Annotated in this window: 12 protein-coding genes and 1 pseudogene; 4 read left to right on the forward strand and 9 right to left on the reverse strand. The window is 71.8% G+C overall.

Annotated elements, in window-relative coordinates; translation table 11 throughout:
• Window positions 1-54 precede the first annotated feature (54 nt).
• Both ACIQM0_RS17365 and ACIQM0_RS17370 read right to left on the reverse strand, forming a co-directional pair.
• Window positions 55-2,031, reverse strand: a complete 1,977-nt coding sequence (locus ACIQM0_RS17365; protein WP_401287158.1) for a fibronectin type III domain-containing protein — start codon at window positions 2,029-2,031, stop codon at window positions 55-57.
• A 138-nt stretch (window positions 2,032-2,169) separates the two neighbouring features.
• Entirely contained in the window at window positions 2,170-3,381 is a 1,212-nt protein-coding gene (locus ACIQM0_RS17370) for a HupE/UreJ family protein (RefSeq protein ID WP_401287161.1), read from the reverse strand.
• Between the two features lie 215 nt (window positions 3,382-3,596).
• On the opposite strand from ACIQM0_RS17370, the gene ACIQM0_RS17375 reads away from it, so the two are divergent.
• Window positions 3,597-4,265 carry a hypothetical protein gene (locus ACIQM0_RS17375; protein WP_401287163.1) on the forward strand — a complete coding sequence of 223 codons (669 nt, stop codon included), beginning with the start codon at window positions 3,597-3,599 and terminating at the stop codon, window positions 4,263-4,265.
• Window positions 4,266-4,368: 103 nt separating this feature from the next.
• Here the strand turns inward: ACIQM0_RS17375 and ACIQM0_RS17380 are convergent, their stop codons facing one another.
• Window positions 4,369-5,463, reverse strand: coding sequence for a lytic polysaccharide monooxygenase (locus ACIQM0_RS17380; protein WP_401287166.1), 1,095 nt, complete (start codon window positions 5,461-5,463; stop codon window positions 4,369-4,371).
• A 208-nt stretch (window positions 5,464-5,671) separates the two neighbouring features.
• Window positions 5,672-6,316: a histidine phosphatase family protein gene (locus ACIQM0_RS17385; protein ID WP_401287169.1), complete on the reverse strand. Its 645-nt coding sequence runs from the start codon at window positions 6,314-6,316 to the stop codon at window positions 5,672-5,674.
• 299 nt (window positions 6,317-6,615) lie between these two features.
• On the opposite strand from ACIQM0_RS17385, the gene ACIQM0_RS17390 reads away from it, so the two are divergent.
• Window positions 6,616-6,903 carry a hypothetical protein gene (locus ACIQM0_RS17390; RefSeq protein WP_401287172.1) on the forward strand — a complete coding sequence of 96 codons (288 nt, stop codon included), beginning with the start codon at window positions 6,616-6,618 and terminating at the stop codon, window positions 6,901-6,903.
• A gap of 175 nt (window positions 6,904-7,078) precedes the next feature.
• Here ACIQM0_RS17390 and ACIQM0_RS17395 read toward each other — a convergent pair whose 3' ends face one another.
• A complete protein-coding gene (locus ACIQM0_RS17395; RefSeq protein ID WP_401287175.1) occupies window positions 7,079-8,212 on the reverse strand; it encodes an adenylate/guanylate cyclase domain-containing protein in 1,134 nt (377 codons plus the stop codon).
• Window positions 8,209-8,658 (reverse strand): universal stress protein, encoded by a 450-nt coding sequence (locus ACIQM0_RS17400; RefSeq protein ID WP_401287177.1) that lies wholly within the window; start codon window positions 8,656-8,658, stop codon window positions 8,209-8,211. Before ACIQM0_RS17400 ends, ACIQM0_RS17395 begins: the two co-directional genes overlap by 4 nt.
• Before the next feature lie 162 nt (window positions 8,659-8,820).
• Here ACIQM0_RS17400 and ACIQM0_RS17405 point away from each other — a divergent pair, with 162 nt between their 5' ends.
• On the forward strand, window positions 8,821-9,129 hold the full coding sequence (locus ACIQM0_RS17405; RefSeq protein ID WP_401287179.1) for a hypothetical protein: 309 nt from the start codon (window positions 8,821-8,823) through the stop codon (window positions 9,127-9,129).
• A gap of 14 nt (window positions 9,130-9,143) precedes the next feature.
• Here the strand turns inward: ACIQM0_RS17405 and ACIQM0_RS17410 are convergent, their stop codons facing one another.
• From ACIQM0_RS17410 to ACIQM0_RS17420, 3 genes are all read right to left on the reverse strand, one after another.
• Entirely contained in the window at window positions 9,144-9,374 is a 231-nt protein-coding gene (locus ACIQM0_RS17410; protein WP_401287181.1) for an alpha/beta fold hydrolase, read from the reverse strand.
• Between the two features lie 301 nt (window positions 9,375-9,675).
• The gene (yicI, locus tag ACIQM0_RS17415) at window positions 9,676-11,931 is read right to left on the reverse strand and encodes an alpha-xylosidase (RefSeq protein ID WP_401287184.1); all 2,256 of its coding nucleotides are present in this window, start codon (window positions 11,929-11,931) and stop codon (window positions 9,676-9,678) included.
• A 61-nt stretch (window positions 11,932-11,992) separates the two neighbouring features.
• Window positions 11,993-13,540, reverse strand: a complete 1,548-nt coding sequence (locus tag ACIQM0_RS17420; protein ID WP_401287186.1) for an FGGY family carbohydrate kinase — start codon at window positions 13,538-13,540, stop codon at window positions 11,993-11,995.
• 268 nt (window positions 13,541-13,808) lie between these two features.
• On the opposite strand from ACIQM0_RS17420, the pseudogene ACIQM0_RS17425 reads away from it, so the two are divergent.
• Window positions 13,809-14,153: pseudogene (locus ACIQM0_RS17425) on the forward strand (xylose isomerase); the annotation flags it as partial.

Genomic DNA, 14,153 nt, shown 5'->3' on the forward strand with positions numbered 1-14,153 from the left:
GGCGTGGCAGGCTGCGGCGTACCGGAGCCTGCCACGCCGGTGGAGCGGGGAGGGTCAGCTGCTCAGCGCGGTGATGGTGAGGGTGGCGCGGTAGCCGCCCTTCTGGACGGAGTCCGGGATCCTCAGATCGAGGTCGGCGCCCAGCTTGGCCGTGCCGCGGGCGTGCCCCTGGGGTGCGGAGCCGAGGCCGCGGGAGAGGGCCAGGCCGTCACCCTTGCCGCCGTAGCCGGAGGGGACCGACGCACCGGCCTTGGCCCCGGCGCCCTGGTCGAGGAGGTACGGCGACCAGCCGAGGTAGGAGCCCTCGAACGTCTTGCCGGCGTCCTTGAACGCGCTCACTCCGGCCGAGACGGCCCACGGGGAGAGGGAGCGGCGGGTGTCCGACACGAGGATCGGGTTGATCTTGCCGGAGGCGGTGAAGTGGTCGCCGTTCTCCTCCTTGGCCGTGCCGAGGTCGACCAGGCCGTTGTAGCCGTCGATGGTCCAGCCGAACTCGCCCGGAGCCGGCTTCGGCACGTTCACCTGTAGGGACTGGCCGTCACCGTTGTACGGGTGGACGCTCACCTTGTCGACGACCGAGCCGACCGGCTGGGCGGCGGTGGTGTTCTTGCACCAGTCGCCGTTGGAGACCTGGGAGTTGGGAGCGGCGCAGCTGCCGCTGCGGATGTTCTCCACGACGAGCTTCTCGTCCCGCACCTGGACCTTGACGTAGCTGCGGACGTGCTCCTGGTTCTGGACGGAGTTGTACCAGTAGCTGTCCGGGTTCAGCGGGTCGGCGCCGTTGCCCGCGCCGCTGGTGCCGCTGGAGTCGGGCGGGGTGATGTCGTAGTACTTCGAGCCCGAGGCCGAGTTGGCCGTGACGTAGAGGACGCCGCCGGGGCCGGGGTAGACGTCGGCCGCGCCGGGCTGCTCCGCGGGGTCGGCCTTCTCGCCGTTCTTGATGAGGTAGCTGCGGGAGTAGCTGTGGTCGTGGCCCTGGAGGACCATGTCGACGCCCAGCTTGGAGAAGGTCGTCGGGAAGTCGACCCGGCGGGCCTTGTTGTCCTTGTCCTTGGCGTGCGAGGCCGGCGAGTAGATCGAGTGGTGGTAGACGAGCACCTTCCACTTGGCTTCAGAGCCGTGCTCGTTGATGACGTCCGTGACGTACTTGGTGTGCGCCTCGTCGCCCCCGCCGCCCTGGGAGGTGGCGTAGCTGTTGCTGTTGAGGTCGATGAACAGCACATCCTTGTAGATGTACCAGTAGTTGCCGCCCGAGGTGTCGGACGCCGGGTTGCCGTTGGCGTACAGCGCACCGGAGTTGTCCGTGTTCGGCGTCGAGAAGTGCTGCTCGTACGCCTTGCCGCCGACGTCGTGGTTGCCGATGGTGGCGGCCCACGGGTACTGGCGCAGCTGGTCGGGCGCCAGGAAGGAGTTCCACTGGGACTCGTTGTTGGCGCTCTCGACCTGGTCGCCGCCGGAGACCAGGATCTCGGCCTTCGGGTTGGCCTTGGTGGCCACGTCCAGGGTGTCCTGCCAGCCGGCCTGGTCCTGCGCCAGGTCCCCGGAGGAGCCTATCTGCGGGTCGCCGAGGAAGAGGAAGTCGTACTCGCCCTCGAAGTCCTGGGTGGTGAAGGCGTACGCCTTGGACCAGTTGCCCTCGGTTCCGACGCGGTAGGAGTAAGCGGTGTTCTCCTTGAGGCCGGTGAGCGTGGCGCTGCGGTTGTAGCCGCCGCTGGCGGCGATGTTCTTGGCGCCCAGGGCGTCGAAGCCGGCGGCGTCGGCGGGGAACTCTCCACCGGTGAGCTTCGCGGTGGGGGCGAGCTGGACCTTCTGGGCGGTGTCGGCGGAGGAGTACCAGCTGACGGTGCGCTGGGTCTCGTTGGCGCCGACGCCCAGGACGATCCCGGAGAGCGTGGAGGATTCGGCCGCGGCCGCGGGTGCGGCCTGTCCGCCCGTGAAGGCAACGGCCAGACCGAGGAGGGCGGCGGTGGCGCCGGTGGCCACCCGGTGCCGCACAGGCCCGCGGGCCCGCTGGAAAGCGTTCGTTCTCATGAAGTATCGATTCTTTTGTGTTCAAACGGTGGGCAGGAAGTGCACACACGAAGGAGGGCACCACGTTCTCCGCACCGGGTGAACAGCGTGCGAAGGTGATCCGGGCGGCGGCTGAACATCACCGCTGACCTGGGGTTTCTACGAGCCGGTCACGCGCTGCACGAACCAGGCGAGGCCCATGGCGGCCACTCCCGCCGACAGCGCTCCGGTGACCCAGCGGGCGGCCCGCGGCGAGCGCCGTCCGAGCAGCAGCAGGAGCGGGAACAGTACGGCGATGAAGCCGAGCTGGACGGCCTCGATGCCGATGTTGAACACCAGCAGGGACCACAGCAGGGTCCATGACCACGAGGCCTCGATGCCGAGTGCGCCCGCGAAGCCGAGACCGTGCACGAGGCCGAAGCAGAACACGATGCCGAGCCGGGTCCACCCGGCCCGGTCCAGGGCGAACCGGCTCTCGCCCGGCGCCCGGAGTTCCATGACCTGGGCGCCGCCCCCTCTCAGGCGCCACAGGTGCCAGCCCGCGACCACGGCGATGGACAGCGCGATGACGGGCTCCACCAGCCCGGCGGGGACGTCGACCAGCCCCAGGGCGGCGAGCAGGAACGTCACGGAGTGGGCGAGGGTGAACGCGGTGGCGGCGAGGACGATTTCGCGGGGCCGCCGGGATCCGGCGATGAGGGCGAGCAGGAACAGGATGTGGTCGGTGCCCGTCAGCAGGTGCTCGGCGCCGAGGCGGAAGAACTCCCAGAAGCGCTCCGGCCAGGACTGGCTGATCGGGAAGGACGGGTGCCCGCTGTCGAGGGCGGCGCTGCCGGTGAGGCCGTCGGCGTCGTAGGTGACGATCGTCTTGGTTCCCTTGACGTAGCCCTCCGGGTCGGGGAAGAGGGTGCTGCGGATCTCGTGGTCGCCGGTGCCGTGTCCGGCACAGGTCCAGTCGAGTGCGAGCAGCGCGTAGGGGACGCCCTCCTCTGTGCCCATCCGGAACCCGCCGACGGGGACGGGCTCGCAGCCGGTGCCCCCCGTGGCGACCGAGAAGCGCCGGGTGACGTAGTCGACGACGGTCTCGCGGTGGGCGTCGAGGGCCGCGGCGCGGGCGCGGGCGTCCCCGTTCTCGAACGCGTCGGTTCCGGCACGGAAGAGGGGGTCGTCGGAGCCGGCGTCGGCGGCCGAGACGACGAGCAGGTCGTACTCCAGCTTCAGTTCGGTCCGCAGCGGGCCGTCACCGTCGGCGGTGACGTGCGCGTACACGACGGAGGTGAAGCCATGGGCGGCGGCGGGCCCGGCGAGGCCGGGGAAGAGGAAGGCCGCCGCGGCGAGAACGAGCAGCAGGCGGCGGACATGGTGCGACATGGGTCTCCTTGGGGGTTGCCCGTGCACCGTGCTGGTCGCGGATGAACCGAGGCCGACCGATCGGCAAACCATGAGAAAACAAATGTTCGATGCGGGTCGGAACGGTGGAGATCGTGTGGAACGGACGCGCAGGATGGGGGAAATACCGCTCCGCGCCGGCCCCGTCCCGCTCCCCGCCGGACAGCAGTCACGTTCCCTCCCGGAGGACGATCGCCTTGCACCGCCCGCCCCTCGCCGCCGTACTGGTGGTGGCCGCCGCCCTGCTCACCGGATGCGCTTCGGGTGACGACTGGTCACAGCGGCGCCCCAGCCCCTCCGCCGTCGGCGCGCTGGGTGCGGGCTTCACCGGCCCGGCCAGGTCACCCGCACCGGAGTCGACCCTCACGCCGAGCCCGGGTTCGTGGTCCGGGGTCCGGCCCTCGCCCGGCTTCCGCGTCGTCCTGCTCAGTGCGGGCGGCGACCGTCCGGCGACGACCCTGGCGAAGGCGGTGAAGGAGTGGGCGGAGGACGCGGACGTGGACCTGCGCACCGTGACCGCGTCCGGCGACGCCGACCTCCTGCCCGCCGTCACCCGGGCGATGGAGATGCACCCGGATCTCATCGTCAGCGCGGGCAACGACCTCATCGATCCCCTGACGACGGTCAGTCCGAGCCATCTCGCCCAGGAGTTCCTGGTCGTGGGGGCGGAACTCGCCGAACCCACCGAGAACGTGACGGCGGTCGACTGGTCGGGGGCCTCGTTCCGCGGGGAGGGACTCGGCATGTCCTCGACGTACGACCCCGCCTCGTTCACCGACGCCCGCTGCGCGGCAGCGATCCGCGCGGGCGCCGCCGCGGTACTGACGGGACACACCGGGATCGTGGTCTGGCTGGACGAGTTCTAGGGACACGTCTCCTTCATCCGGGCGCCGCCACTGACCCGCCCCTATCTAGGGAGCGCGCACGGACGGCCGGTATCTCCCCACGAGATGCCGGCCGTCCGCGTCCTCACCCCACCGTGCAGGCGAGTTCGGTGGCGGGATCGGGGTTGCCGCCGGTGGAGACGTACCCGAAGGTCGTGGATTCCCCCGGGTCGAGCGATCCGTTCCAGTCCACGTTGTGGACCATCACGTCCTGGCCCTGAACCGTCATCGCCCCACTCCAGAGGCTGTCCACGCTCTGCCCGGCCGGCTGGGTCCAGCCGACCATCCAGCCGAGCATCGGGACGTCACCGGTGTTGGTGACGGTCACCTGGGACTGGTAACCGCCGCTCCAGCTGCCGGTGGTGGCGAGCGCCGCGGCGCACAGGCCGGGCGGCGGTTCGGTCGGGATCGTCGGGTCCTTGACCCCGGTCACCTCACCGTTGCCCCCGTCGAAGACCACGTCCGAGCAGGAGTAGAACGTCTCCTGGCTGTCGGAGCGCTCCCACACCATGTAGATGATGTTGCGGCCGTCCCTGCCGGCCGGAAGTGTCCCGGACCAGGAGTAGTTGGCCTCCACCGTCCCCGGAGTCCCGTTCAGCGGCGGGTGATCGACGTCCAGGAAGGGCGTCTCCTCCATGTCGTCCCAGGTCAGCGGCCGCGTCGGGTCGTAGCCGTCCTTGGTGATGTAGACGTGGAACGAACCGGGGTGCGCCGCCCAGGCGTTGTACGCGAAGTCGACGGTCGCGCCCGAGGTCAGATGGGTCAGCGGCCAGTCGGCGCTGGGCGTGTTGAAACCGGTGAAGTTGGGGTTCCCTCCGCTGCACAGCTCACCGTCCGGGACGAAGCCGCGGGTGCGGCCCGCGCCGTCGGAGCGGAGCACGGAGAACCAGTTGTAGAACGGCGTGGTCCCGCTCTGCTGCGCGGCGGCCCGGCAGGCGGGGTTGACCGGCTTGATCTCCCCCGTGCCGGTGAGCGCGTCCTGCCAGCACAGGAAGGTGCGGCTGGCGGGCTTCATCGGCGTGCCGTGGGCCTCGGCGCGGCCGCCGGAGGTGACGACGACCAGCCCGAGGGCGGGGACGGCCGTGAGGAGGGCGAGCAGGGTGAGGAGCAGGGCTCTGCCGCGGGTACCGGCCAGGAGCCGGCCCCCGATCAGTAATCGGCGGCTCGATCGGTGGATCACGAGGTACGTCCCTTCGCTGCTGTCGTCCGGGGGGATTGGCGGAACAACGTTCGGGTCGTGCGGTGTCGTGCTGACGGTCCGTCGCTCTGTCGCTCGACTGCTTGGGAGCGCTCCCATTGTTCGGGGAGGCTAGCGCTCCGGTGCGGGGCTGTAAACGCCTCGGGCCCGTTTTCCGGCGGTCACGCCCGCGGGTGACTTCCTGTCTCCGTCAGGCCCTTTCCGCGGTGTCCGGACCGGCCGTGGGCAACAGGCTCTCCGGCAGGGTCACGTTCCACGCCGTGATGACCGGCTGGCCGTGCTCCCGGCCGAGCCGGGACACCGCCCCGGTGGCGAGCTGGAAGAGCGTGCCCTCGGCCGGGGTCAGGCCGAGGTAGCGGGCGGTCAGGACGCGCAGGAAGTGGGAGTGGGCGACGAGCACGATGTCGTCGCCGCCGGCTCGTTCGGCCGCTTCCCCGACCTCCGCCAGCACCCGGTCGGCCCGCTCCCCCACCCCCGCGGGGGTCTCCCCGGGGTGTGCGTCGGGGCCTGCGGTGACGCCGTCGGTCCAGAGGTTCCAGCCGGGGCGGGTGAGGTGGATGTCGTGGGTGGTGATGCCCTCGTAGCCGCCGTAGTCCCACTCGCGCAGCTCGGGGGTGATCCGGGGCGCGGCGAGCCCGGCGAGTTCGGCGGTGCGCCGGGCCCGAACGGAGGGGCTGACCAGGGTGAGGGCGATGTCGCGGTCCGCGAGCAGCGGGGCGAGGGCGCGGGCCTGGCGCTCCCCCAGGGGGGTCAGGGGCAGGTCGGTGTGGCTCGTGTGCTGCCCGTTGCGGGACCACTCGGTCTCGCCGTGCCGGATCAGGATCAACTCGCCCATGTGAAGGCCATCCGCTCTCTGTGCCGTTACCGCTCACGTGATTGTCGATGGTGCGAACCCGCTGTTCCACGATCGCATTCCGGCCGTGGCGGGAGCGGTCGGGCGCGCCCGGGGGCGACCGGATGCGGCTGCCCGCGGTGGGTGGGAACCGCCTGTCCGCCCCGTTCCGAAACACCGGCAGGGGGCTGTCGCCGGAGGCCCCGTGAGTGGGTGCGGCCGGGACGAACCCGGCGGGACACGTGCGGGCGTTTCCACCGGGCCGAGCGGCCGGCCGGCCGGCGCGCGGCCGCTCGGTCCCGATGGGCCCGGCCGAGCGGGCCGGTGAACCCTCGTTCCGGGCCGATCCGGTGGAGGGATGGAGGGAGTCCAGGTCCAGGACCTGGCTGTGGAGTGTCATCGTCGTCTTCGTGCTCCGGCAGCCGGCCGGAGCCGGTCCCACCGGCGAGGAGCTCAAGGAGTTCACCCGTCAGAAGGTGACCGAGGCCACGAAGCCGGGCATCGACCCGCTCAGCGACAGGGCCGCACCCGTCGTCGACGGCCTCGCGCACCGCTTCGCCGAGGTGTCGGGCACCGCCCCGGATCCGTGACACGACCTCGTCACGCATCCGGGGTGGGCCCGGACTCCGTCCCGGCAGTGGGGTGCGGGTGAACGTGGCGCCGGCGCGCTCTCCACCTCGCCGCATGGGGGACGACGAGCACACGTCGTGCCACGTCCCGGCCGGCCGGCCGGGGTTCGCGTCGACGTGATCCGTGAGCGGGAGCCTATGAACGCTTCCGGTCGGGGCGAGGCCGCCCGGCGGACCGCACCGGACGCAGCAGCACCGGACGCAGCCTGCTGTAACCGCGCACGGACACCGGTCGGAGCGCCTTGAGCTCGTACGCGGCCATGCCCGCCAGTTCGCCGGCGAAGGCCGTGTCGACCAGCACCGCATCGGGGCGGGCCACCGCGGTAAGCCGGGCCGCGATGTTGACGGCCGCCCCGTAGACGTCACCGAAGCGGCCGAGGACGGCGCCGTACGCCAGGCCGGTCCGCAGCTGGGGCAGCCCCGGCTCCGCCGCCGCGCCGGCAGTGAGTTCCAGCGCGATGTCAGCGGCCGAGGACGCCGATTCGCAAACGAAGAGCACCTCGTCCCCGATGGTCTTCACCACCCTGCCCCGGCCTTCGGCGACCACGTCGCCGGTCAGCCTCTCGAACCGGTCGAGCACCCGGGCGAGCTCGGTGCTGTCCAGTCCACGGGTCATCCGCGTGTAGCCGACCATGTCGGTGAAGCCGACCGCCCGGTCGCGGACGTCAGCCCCCTCACCGGACGGCATCCGCCCGGCTGCCACCGCGCCTCCCGGCCCGTCCTGCGCCCGGTCCGGCTGCCGCCCCGGCCCCACGGGCTCCGCCTCCCCGGCCTCGGCGAGCACCCGTGCGGTACAGGCCGCGAGATGCCGGCGCCACACGTGCCGCTGCAGCAGTTCCAGCTCCGGCAGCAGCGCCGCCGCACGGCCGGCCGCCTCCCCCTCCTCGGAAGGGGTGCGCGGCTCACGGTTCATCCAGGCCCAGAGGGTGTGCGCCTGCCATTCGGCGAGCCGGGACAGATGATGCCCCAGAGCGCGCGCCATCATGGTCTCGCTCTCCTCCGTGATGAGCCCGGCTCCGATGAGCCGCTCCCCCACGCGCAGCGCGTCCACATCGGCGTCGGTGAACGCGCGTACGTCGTCGCCCACCGCCGGGAACCCGAGCGCACGCCAGATCTGCACGGTGCGCTCGGGCGCCACCCCGGACCGCTCGGCGATGTCCCGCCTCGTCCAGACGCGGCCGCCTCCGAGAAGCACCTCCTCGACGGCCCCTCGCAGTTCGTCGGCCCGGGGCCGGGGAACCTGTTCCTCCGCCGGTTCCGCGGCACTCATGTGGTGTGCACGATGAGCACGTCGAGGCCGGCCTTCCTCGCGACGTCCGCCGGGACGGAGCCCAGGATGCGCCCGGCGAGCGAGCGCAGCCCCCGGTTCCCGACGACCAGGAGGTCGGCCGAGCACTCCCGGGCGACCCGCACGAGCGCGGCGACCGGTTCGTCCTGCACCGCGACGGACCGCACGTTCACCGCCCCCTGCGCCAGGGCCCGGCCCTTGGCGGTGCGCAGGGTGTCCTCGGCGGGAGCCGAACCCACCACCTGGTACGCCTCAGCACCCAGTTGGTCCTGCGCCAGGGCGAGTTCGGGTCCGCGCATCGGTACGTACGCACAGGCGATGACAAGTTCGGCGCCGCATACGGCGGCCAGTCGGGCCGCCCCTTCGACGGCGGCCAACGACGACTCCGAGCCGTCCGTGCCGACCATGACAGTCCGGTAGGCGACCAAGTCAAACTCCTTACCTCAGAGTAAACTTACTTTTGAGTAAGGTAGAGCGCGGTCACCCCACCGGGCAAGAGGCAGGACCGACGGCAACCGCGACTGGTTCGGAGTCGAGAATTATGGGAAGCCGGACAAGACGCACTTTCCGCAACGGAAGCAGGAACCGTCGTGACCACCTTCGTCATCACCGTCCCCGGAACCTTCGTCACCGAGGTCCCGGACACCTCGCTCGCGACACTGAAGGGGGCGCTGGCCAAGCGGCACACGGACGTGAGCAGAAGCGAGGGCCTCGATCTGCTGACCCTCAACGACGACGGCACCTTCTCCATCCGTCTGGAGGTCGAGGCCACGGACCGGTACGAAGCGGAGCTCGAAGCGGCAGAGCTGGTGTCCACGGCACTGCGGGAGGCAGGAATCCCGGCGCAGGACGCACCACTCGGAGCGCCGGTCGTCACGGGAATCGACAGCGACCTCTGAGAGGGGTCAGGGGTTCAGCGCCACTGCCCCGGAATACGGCGAACGGCATCCAGCGGCAGGGCGCAGAACGCGACAGGCTGTTCCGGCGGCGCGAGGTGTCCTGCGGCGGGGATGACCACGGCCGGGCCCGCGTCGAAGTCGCGGGCCCGGCCTTCGCCGCCCTCGAAGAAGCCGGACAAGTCGTGTTCACCGACGCCGACCGGGGCGGGAACGGTCAGTCTGCGCAGCGTTGCCGTGACGGCCACGCCGAGCGCGAACGGACACCGCGGCGTGGGCGCGCTGCACCTGCCCGGAGGCCACGCGGCCGATACGGCTGCCAAGCCGACCCCGCTGTGCGCGGCGGGCAGCTGTGGGGGCCGCGTGTCTCGGCCTGCGCGGCAGGCCCCGGTGCGAGCCGGTACGGGACCACCCGACCGACACCGTCGCCGCGGAGCGGTTGTGGAACGCGAGCCGCGAACTGACCGGTGTCGGCTCCGGCGCCTTCCTGACGCGGGGCCCGTCCGGCTCCGGTCCGCCGGACGGGCCCCGCGGCGGGCGGCCGCTTCCTCAGCCCTTGACGACGCCCAGCGACGCGTCGCCGACGACCACGACCTCGTACGGCCGGTCCGTGTCGGCCGTGACGCGGAGCGTGCCGCCCTCACGGACCAGTTCGTATGCGGCGGCCGGTGCGCCCGTGAGGTCGGGGACCGTCACCGTGCGGGTGAAGTCGCCCAGGCCTTCGGGGGCGTACACGCGCAGCTCCAGGTTCTGCGTCCAGTCGCCGTCGGGGCGGGAGATGTCCGCGCCGAGCGGCAGGACCGCGCCGGGGCGGACCAGGAGCGGGAGGCTGTCGAAGCCGTGCGTGCCGTGGTGCCAGCCGGGCCCGGTGACCGTCTCGCCGGTCAGGAAGTGGGTCCAGGTGCCCTCGGGGACGTAGTACTCGACCTGCCCGTCCTCGCTGAAGACCGGCGCGACCAGGAGGTCCGGGCCGAGCAGGTACTGGCGGTCGACCGTGCGGGTGGCCGGGTCGTCGGGGAACTCCAGCAGCAGGGGCCGCATGGTGGGGACGCCGGTGCGGTGCGCCTCGACGGCCGCGCCGTACAGGTACGGCATCAGCCGGTGCTTCAGCTCGGTGAACTGCTTGGCGACCGCGACCGCCTCGTCACCGAACTCCCACGGCACCCGGTAGGACGAGGAGCCGTGCAGGCGGCTGTGCGAGGAGAGCAGGCCGAAGGCGAGCCAGCGCTTGAAGACCGCCGGGTCCGGGGTGCCCTCGAAGCCGCCGATGTCGTGGCTCCAGAAGCCGAAGCCGGACAGGCTCAGCGAGAGGCCGCCGCGCAGGGACTCGGCCATCGCGCCGAACGAGGACCAGCAGTCGCCGCCCCAGTGGACGGGGAACTGCTGGCCGCCCGCCGTGGCGGAGCGGGCGAACAGGACCGCCTCGCCCTGGCCGCGCTCCTTCTCCAGGAGTTCGAAGACGGCCTTGTTGTACAGGTGCGTGTAGTAGTTGTGCATCCGCTCCGGGTCGGAGCCGTCGTGCCAGACGACGTCGGTGGGGATGCGCTCGCCGAAGTCCGTCTTGAAACCGTCGACGCCCTGGTCGAGGAGGGTCTTCAGCTTGCCCTGGAACCAGGCGGTGGCCTCGGGGTCGGTGAAGTCGACCAGCGCCATGCCGGCCTGCCACTTGTCCCACTGCCAGATGTCGCCCTCGGGGGTGAGGACGAAGTAGCCCTTGTCGGCGCCCTCCGCGTACAGGGCGCTCTTCTGCGCGATGTACGGGTTGATCCAGACACAGATCTTCAGGCCCTTCTCCTTGAGCCGGGCGAGCATGCCGACCGGGTCGGGGAAGGTGTCCGGGTCCCACTCGAAGTCGCACCACTGGTACTCGCGCATCCAGAAGCAGTCGAAGTGGAACACCGACAGCGGGATGCCGCGCTCGGACATGCCGTCCACGAAGGAGGTGACGGTCGCCTCGTCGTAGTCGGTGGTGAACGAGGTGGTCAGCCAGAGGCCGAACGACCAGGCCGGGGGCAGGGCCGGGCGGCCGGTGAGCGCGGTGTAGCGGGTGAGGACGTCCTTGGGCGTGGGGCCCGCGACGACGAAGTACTCCAGGACCTGGTCCTCGACGCTGAACTGGACCTGGCCGACCGCCTCGGAGCCGACCTCGAAGGAGACCTTGCCGGGATGGTTGACGAAGACGCCGTAGCCGCGCGAGGACAGGTAGAACGGGACGTTCTTGTAGGCCTGTTCGCTGTTGGTGCCGCCGTCGGCCTGCCACATGTCGACGACCTGGCCGTTCTTGACGTACGGGGTGAACCGCTCGCCGAGGCCGTGGATCGTCTCGCCGACGCCGAGGGCGAGCTGGGCGACCATGTGGTGGCTGCCGTCCCCCACGGTGGCGAAGGCGGTGCCCTTGCGCCCGGCGGCGGTCAGCAGGCGGCCGTCCGCGTCCAGGAACTCCAGGCCGAAGTCGCCCTCGGTGGGCAGTCGCAGGGTGAGCGGGCCGCTGGTGAGTTCGGCGGCAGGGCCGGCGTCCCGGGTGGTGGCCGTGGCGTCCTCGGTGGCGCCGGGCAGGGCGAACTCCGGGCCGGGGCGGCGCTTGCCCGCGAGGTGGGTGACGCGGACACCGATGACGCCTTCGGCGGGGGCGAACGCCTCCACCGTGATCAGCGGCGCGTTGAGCGTGTCACCGCGCCGCGTCACGCGCTTGACGGCCGCGTGGGCGGTGAGTCGGTCGGCGTCGAGCCGCAGGTCGCGGAGCTCGGTGGCGTACGAGGCGTGCACACCGTCTCGCATCTGCCAGAAGCCGTCGGTGAACTTCATGGGGGGTCTTCCTTAGCCGGTACGGGGGTGTGTTCTGGGGTGAGTCGTCAGGAGGGAGCCGTCACGGGTGCGCCGCCAGGAGGGCCGGCGCCGCACGGTCGAGGACCGAGGCCACCCGGTCCCAGGTGGCCGTGTCCCTCGGTACGGCGGGCAGTTCGCGGCCCCGTCCGGTGCCCCATTCCGTGGCCAGGGCCACCGGGTCCCGGCCGGTCGCGGCGCCCGCGGCGAGGGCCGCGGCGCCGAGCGCGACCAGCTCGGCCGCCTCGGGCACGACCAGGGGGCGGCCGGACAGCCGGCGCACGGTCTCCACCCACATCGTGCCGCGAGCGCCCCCGCCGATCAGCCGGAGCGGCGCGTCGGGCGCGTCGAGCGGCAGCTCGTCCAGGGCACGCAGGACGGCGACGACCGCGCCCTCGTAGGCGGCGCCGAGGATCTGCTGGCGGGTCGTGTCGTGCCGCAGCCCGTGCAGCAGCCCGGAGGCGGCGGGGAGGTCCGGGGTGCGTTCGCCGTCCAGGAAGGGCAGCAGCACGGCCTCGCCGCCGGGTGCGGCGTCCTCGCGGTCCAGGCCGAGCAGGGCGGCGACCTTGTCCACGGCGAGCGTGCAGTTCAGGGTGCAGCCCAGCGGGAGGTGGGTGCCGTCGGCCCCGGCGAACCCGGCGAGCAGGGCGGAGTGCGGGCGGTTGCGGGTGGCGGCGAAGACGGTGCCGGAGGTGCCGAGGCTGACCACCGGGTGGTCCAGGAGCCCTTCGGCGCCCAGGCCCAGGCCGACCGCGGCGGCCATGTTGTCGCCGGTGCCCGCGGCGACGGGGATACCGGCGGGCAGGCCCAGGGCTCGGGCGGCCTGCTCGGTGAGGCCTCCGGCGCGGGTGGCCCCGGTGGCGGCGACGGTGGACAGCAGCTCCGCACGCATACCGGTGAGGGCGAGCAGCTCGGGGTCGTATCCCCGGCTGCCGGGGCCGTGTGTCTGGGCGCCGGGGTCGTATCCCCGGCTGCCGGGGTCCTGGGTCTGGGCGCCGGGGCTGTACCAGCAGGTGCCGGAGGCGTCGCCGGGGTCGGTGACGGCGGCGCCGCTCAGCCGTTCGGTGAGGAAGTCGTGCGGGAGGCGGACGGCGGCGGCAGCCGCGGCGGTGGCCGGTTCGTGCTCGCGCAGCCACATCCACTTGGCGGCGGTCATCGAGGCGACCGGTACCGATCCCGTGCGGTCCAGCCAGGTCTCCCGGCCCAGCGCCGCGGTGAGGGCGGCGGCCTGCGGGGCGGAGCGGGTGTCGTTCCACAGGAGTGCCGGGCGCAGCGGGCCGCCGTCCGCGTCCAGGACGACCAGGCCGTGCTGCTGGCCCGCCACGGCGATGCCGATGACGTCGGCCGGGTCCAGGCCCGAATCCGCGAGGGCCGCGGCGACCGCGGTGCGCAGGGCCTGCCACCACTCCTCCGGGTCGCTCTCCCGGGCGCCGCCCTGGCCGGTCACGGTGTGCGGGGCGCGGCCGACGGCGAGCAGCCGGCCGGTCACGGCGTCGACGACGGCGGCCTTGGTGGACTGGGTGGAACTGTCCACACCGATGACGGCCGCTGCCGGTGCGGTGGCCGGTTCCCTGGCTGGTCGCGACGGCATGTCGTACCTCGTTCCTGTGAGTTCCGGTTTTGATCGTACACAAAACAAATGTTTTTCGAAGCGCTTCGACAGGGCCTGAACCGGCACTGCGGCCCACTCCAGCCGGTGCGCAACTCCCCGCACTCCACCCACGGGTTGCCTCTACGTGACGTTCTCGTCACAGGGATGGTCTAGAAACAAACGTCAGGATGGCGTATTAGTACTGCCAGCAAACAAATCGGTCGGACGGCAGCGCAGCCGTCCGGGCATGTCGACAAGAGGCAGCAGAATGTCGAACCGCTTCACCCCCACCCCCGCCGACAGGTTCACCTTCGGACTCTGGACTGTCGGCTGGCGCGGCAACGACCCCTTCGGTGACGCCACCCGTCCCGCCCTGGACCCGGTCGAGTCCGTCGAGCGCCTCGCGGAACTCGGCGCGCACGGTGTGACGTTCCACGACGACGACCTGATCCCGTTCGGCTCGACGGACTCCGAGCGCGCCGCGATCGTCACGCGCTTCAAGGACGCCCTGGACCGCACCGGTCTCAAGGTGCCGATGGCGACGACGAACCTGTTCACGCACCCGGTGTTCAAGGACGGCGGGTTCACGTCCAACGACCGTGACGTGCGCCGG

The sequence above is a fragment of the Streptomyces sp. NPDC091387 genome (assembly GCF_044756945.1).
Lineage (GTDB): Bacteria > Actinomycetota > Actinomycetes > Streptomycetales > Streptomycetaceae > Streptomyces.

Bases quoted from the DNA above. Each gene is read 5' to 3' on its own strand.
- ACIQM0_RS17395 (WP_401287175.1), bottom strand. From the start codon at position 8,212: ATGAGTGCCGCGGAACCGGCGGAGGAACAGGTTCCCCGGCCCCGGGCC.
- yicI (WP_401287184.1), bottom strand. From the start codon at position 11,931: ATGAAGTTCACCGACGGCTTCTGGCAGATGCGAGACGGTGTGCACGCC.
- ACIQM0_RS17370 (WP_401287161.1), bottom strand. From the start codon at position 3,381: ATGTCGCACCATGTCCGCCGCCTGCTGCTCGTTCTCGCCGCGGCGGCC.
- ACIQM0_RS17385 (WP_401287169.1), bottom strand. From the start codon at position 6,316: ATGGGCGAGTTGATCCTGATCCGGCACGGCGAGACCGAGTGGTCCCGC.
- ACIQM0_RS17420 (WP_401287186.1), bottom strand. From the start codon at position 13,540: ATGCCGTCGCGACCAGCCAGGGAACCGGCCACCGCACCGGCAGCGGCC.
- ACIQM0_RS17390 (WP_401287172.1), top strand. From the start codon at position 6,616: ATGGGCCCGGCCGAGCGGGCCGGTGAACCCTCGTTCCGGGCCGATCCG.
- ACIQM0_RS17365 (WP_401287158.1), bottom strand. From the start codon at position 2,031: ATGAGAACGAACGCTTTCCAGCGGGCCCGCGGGCCTGTGCGGCACCGG.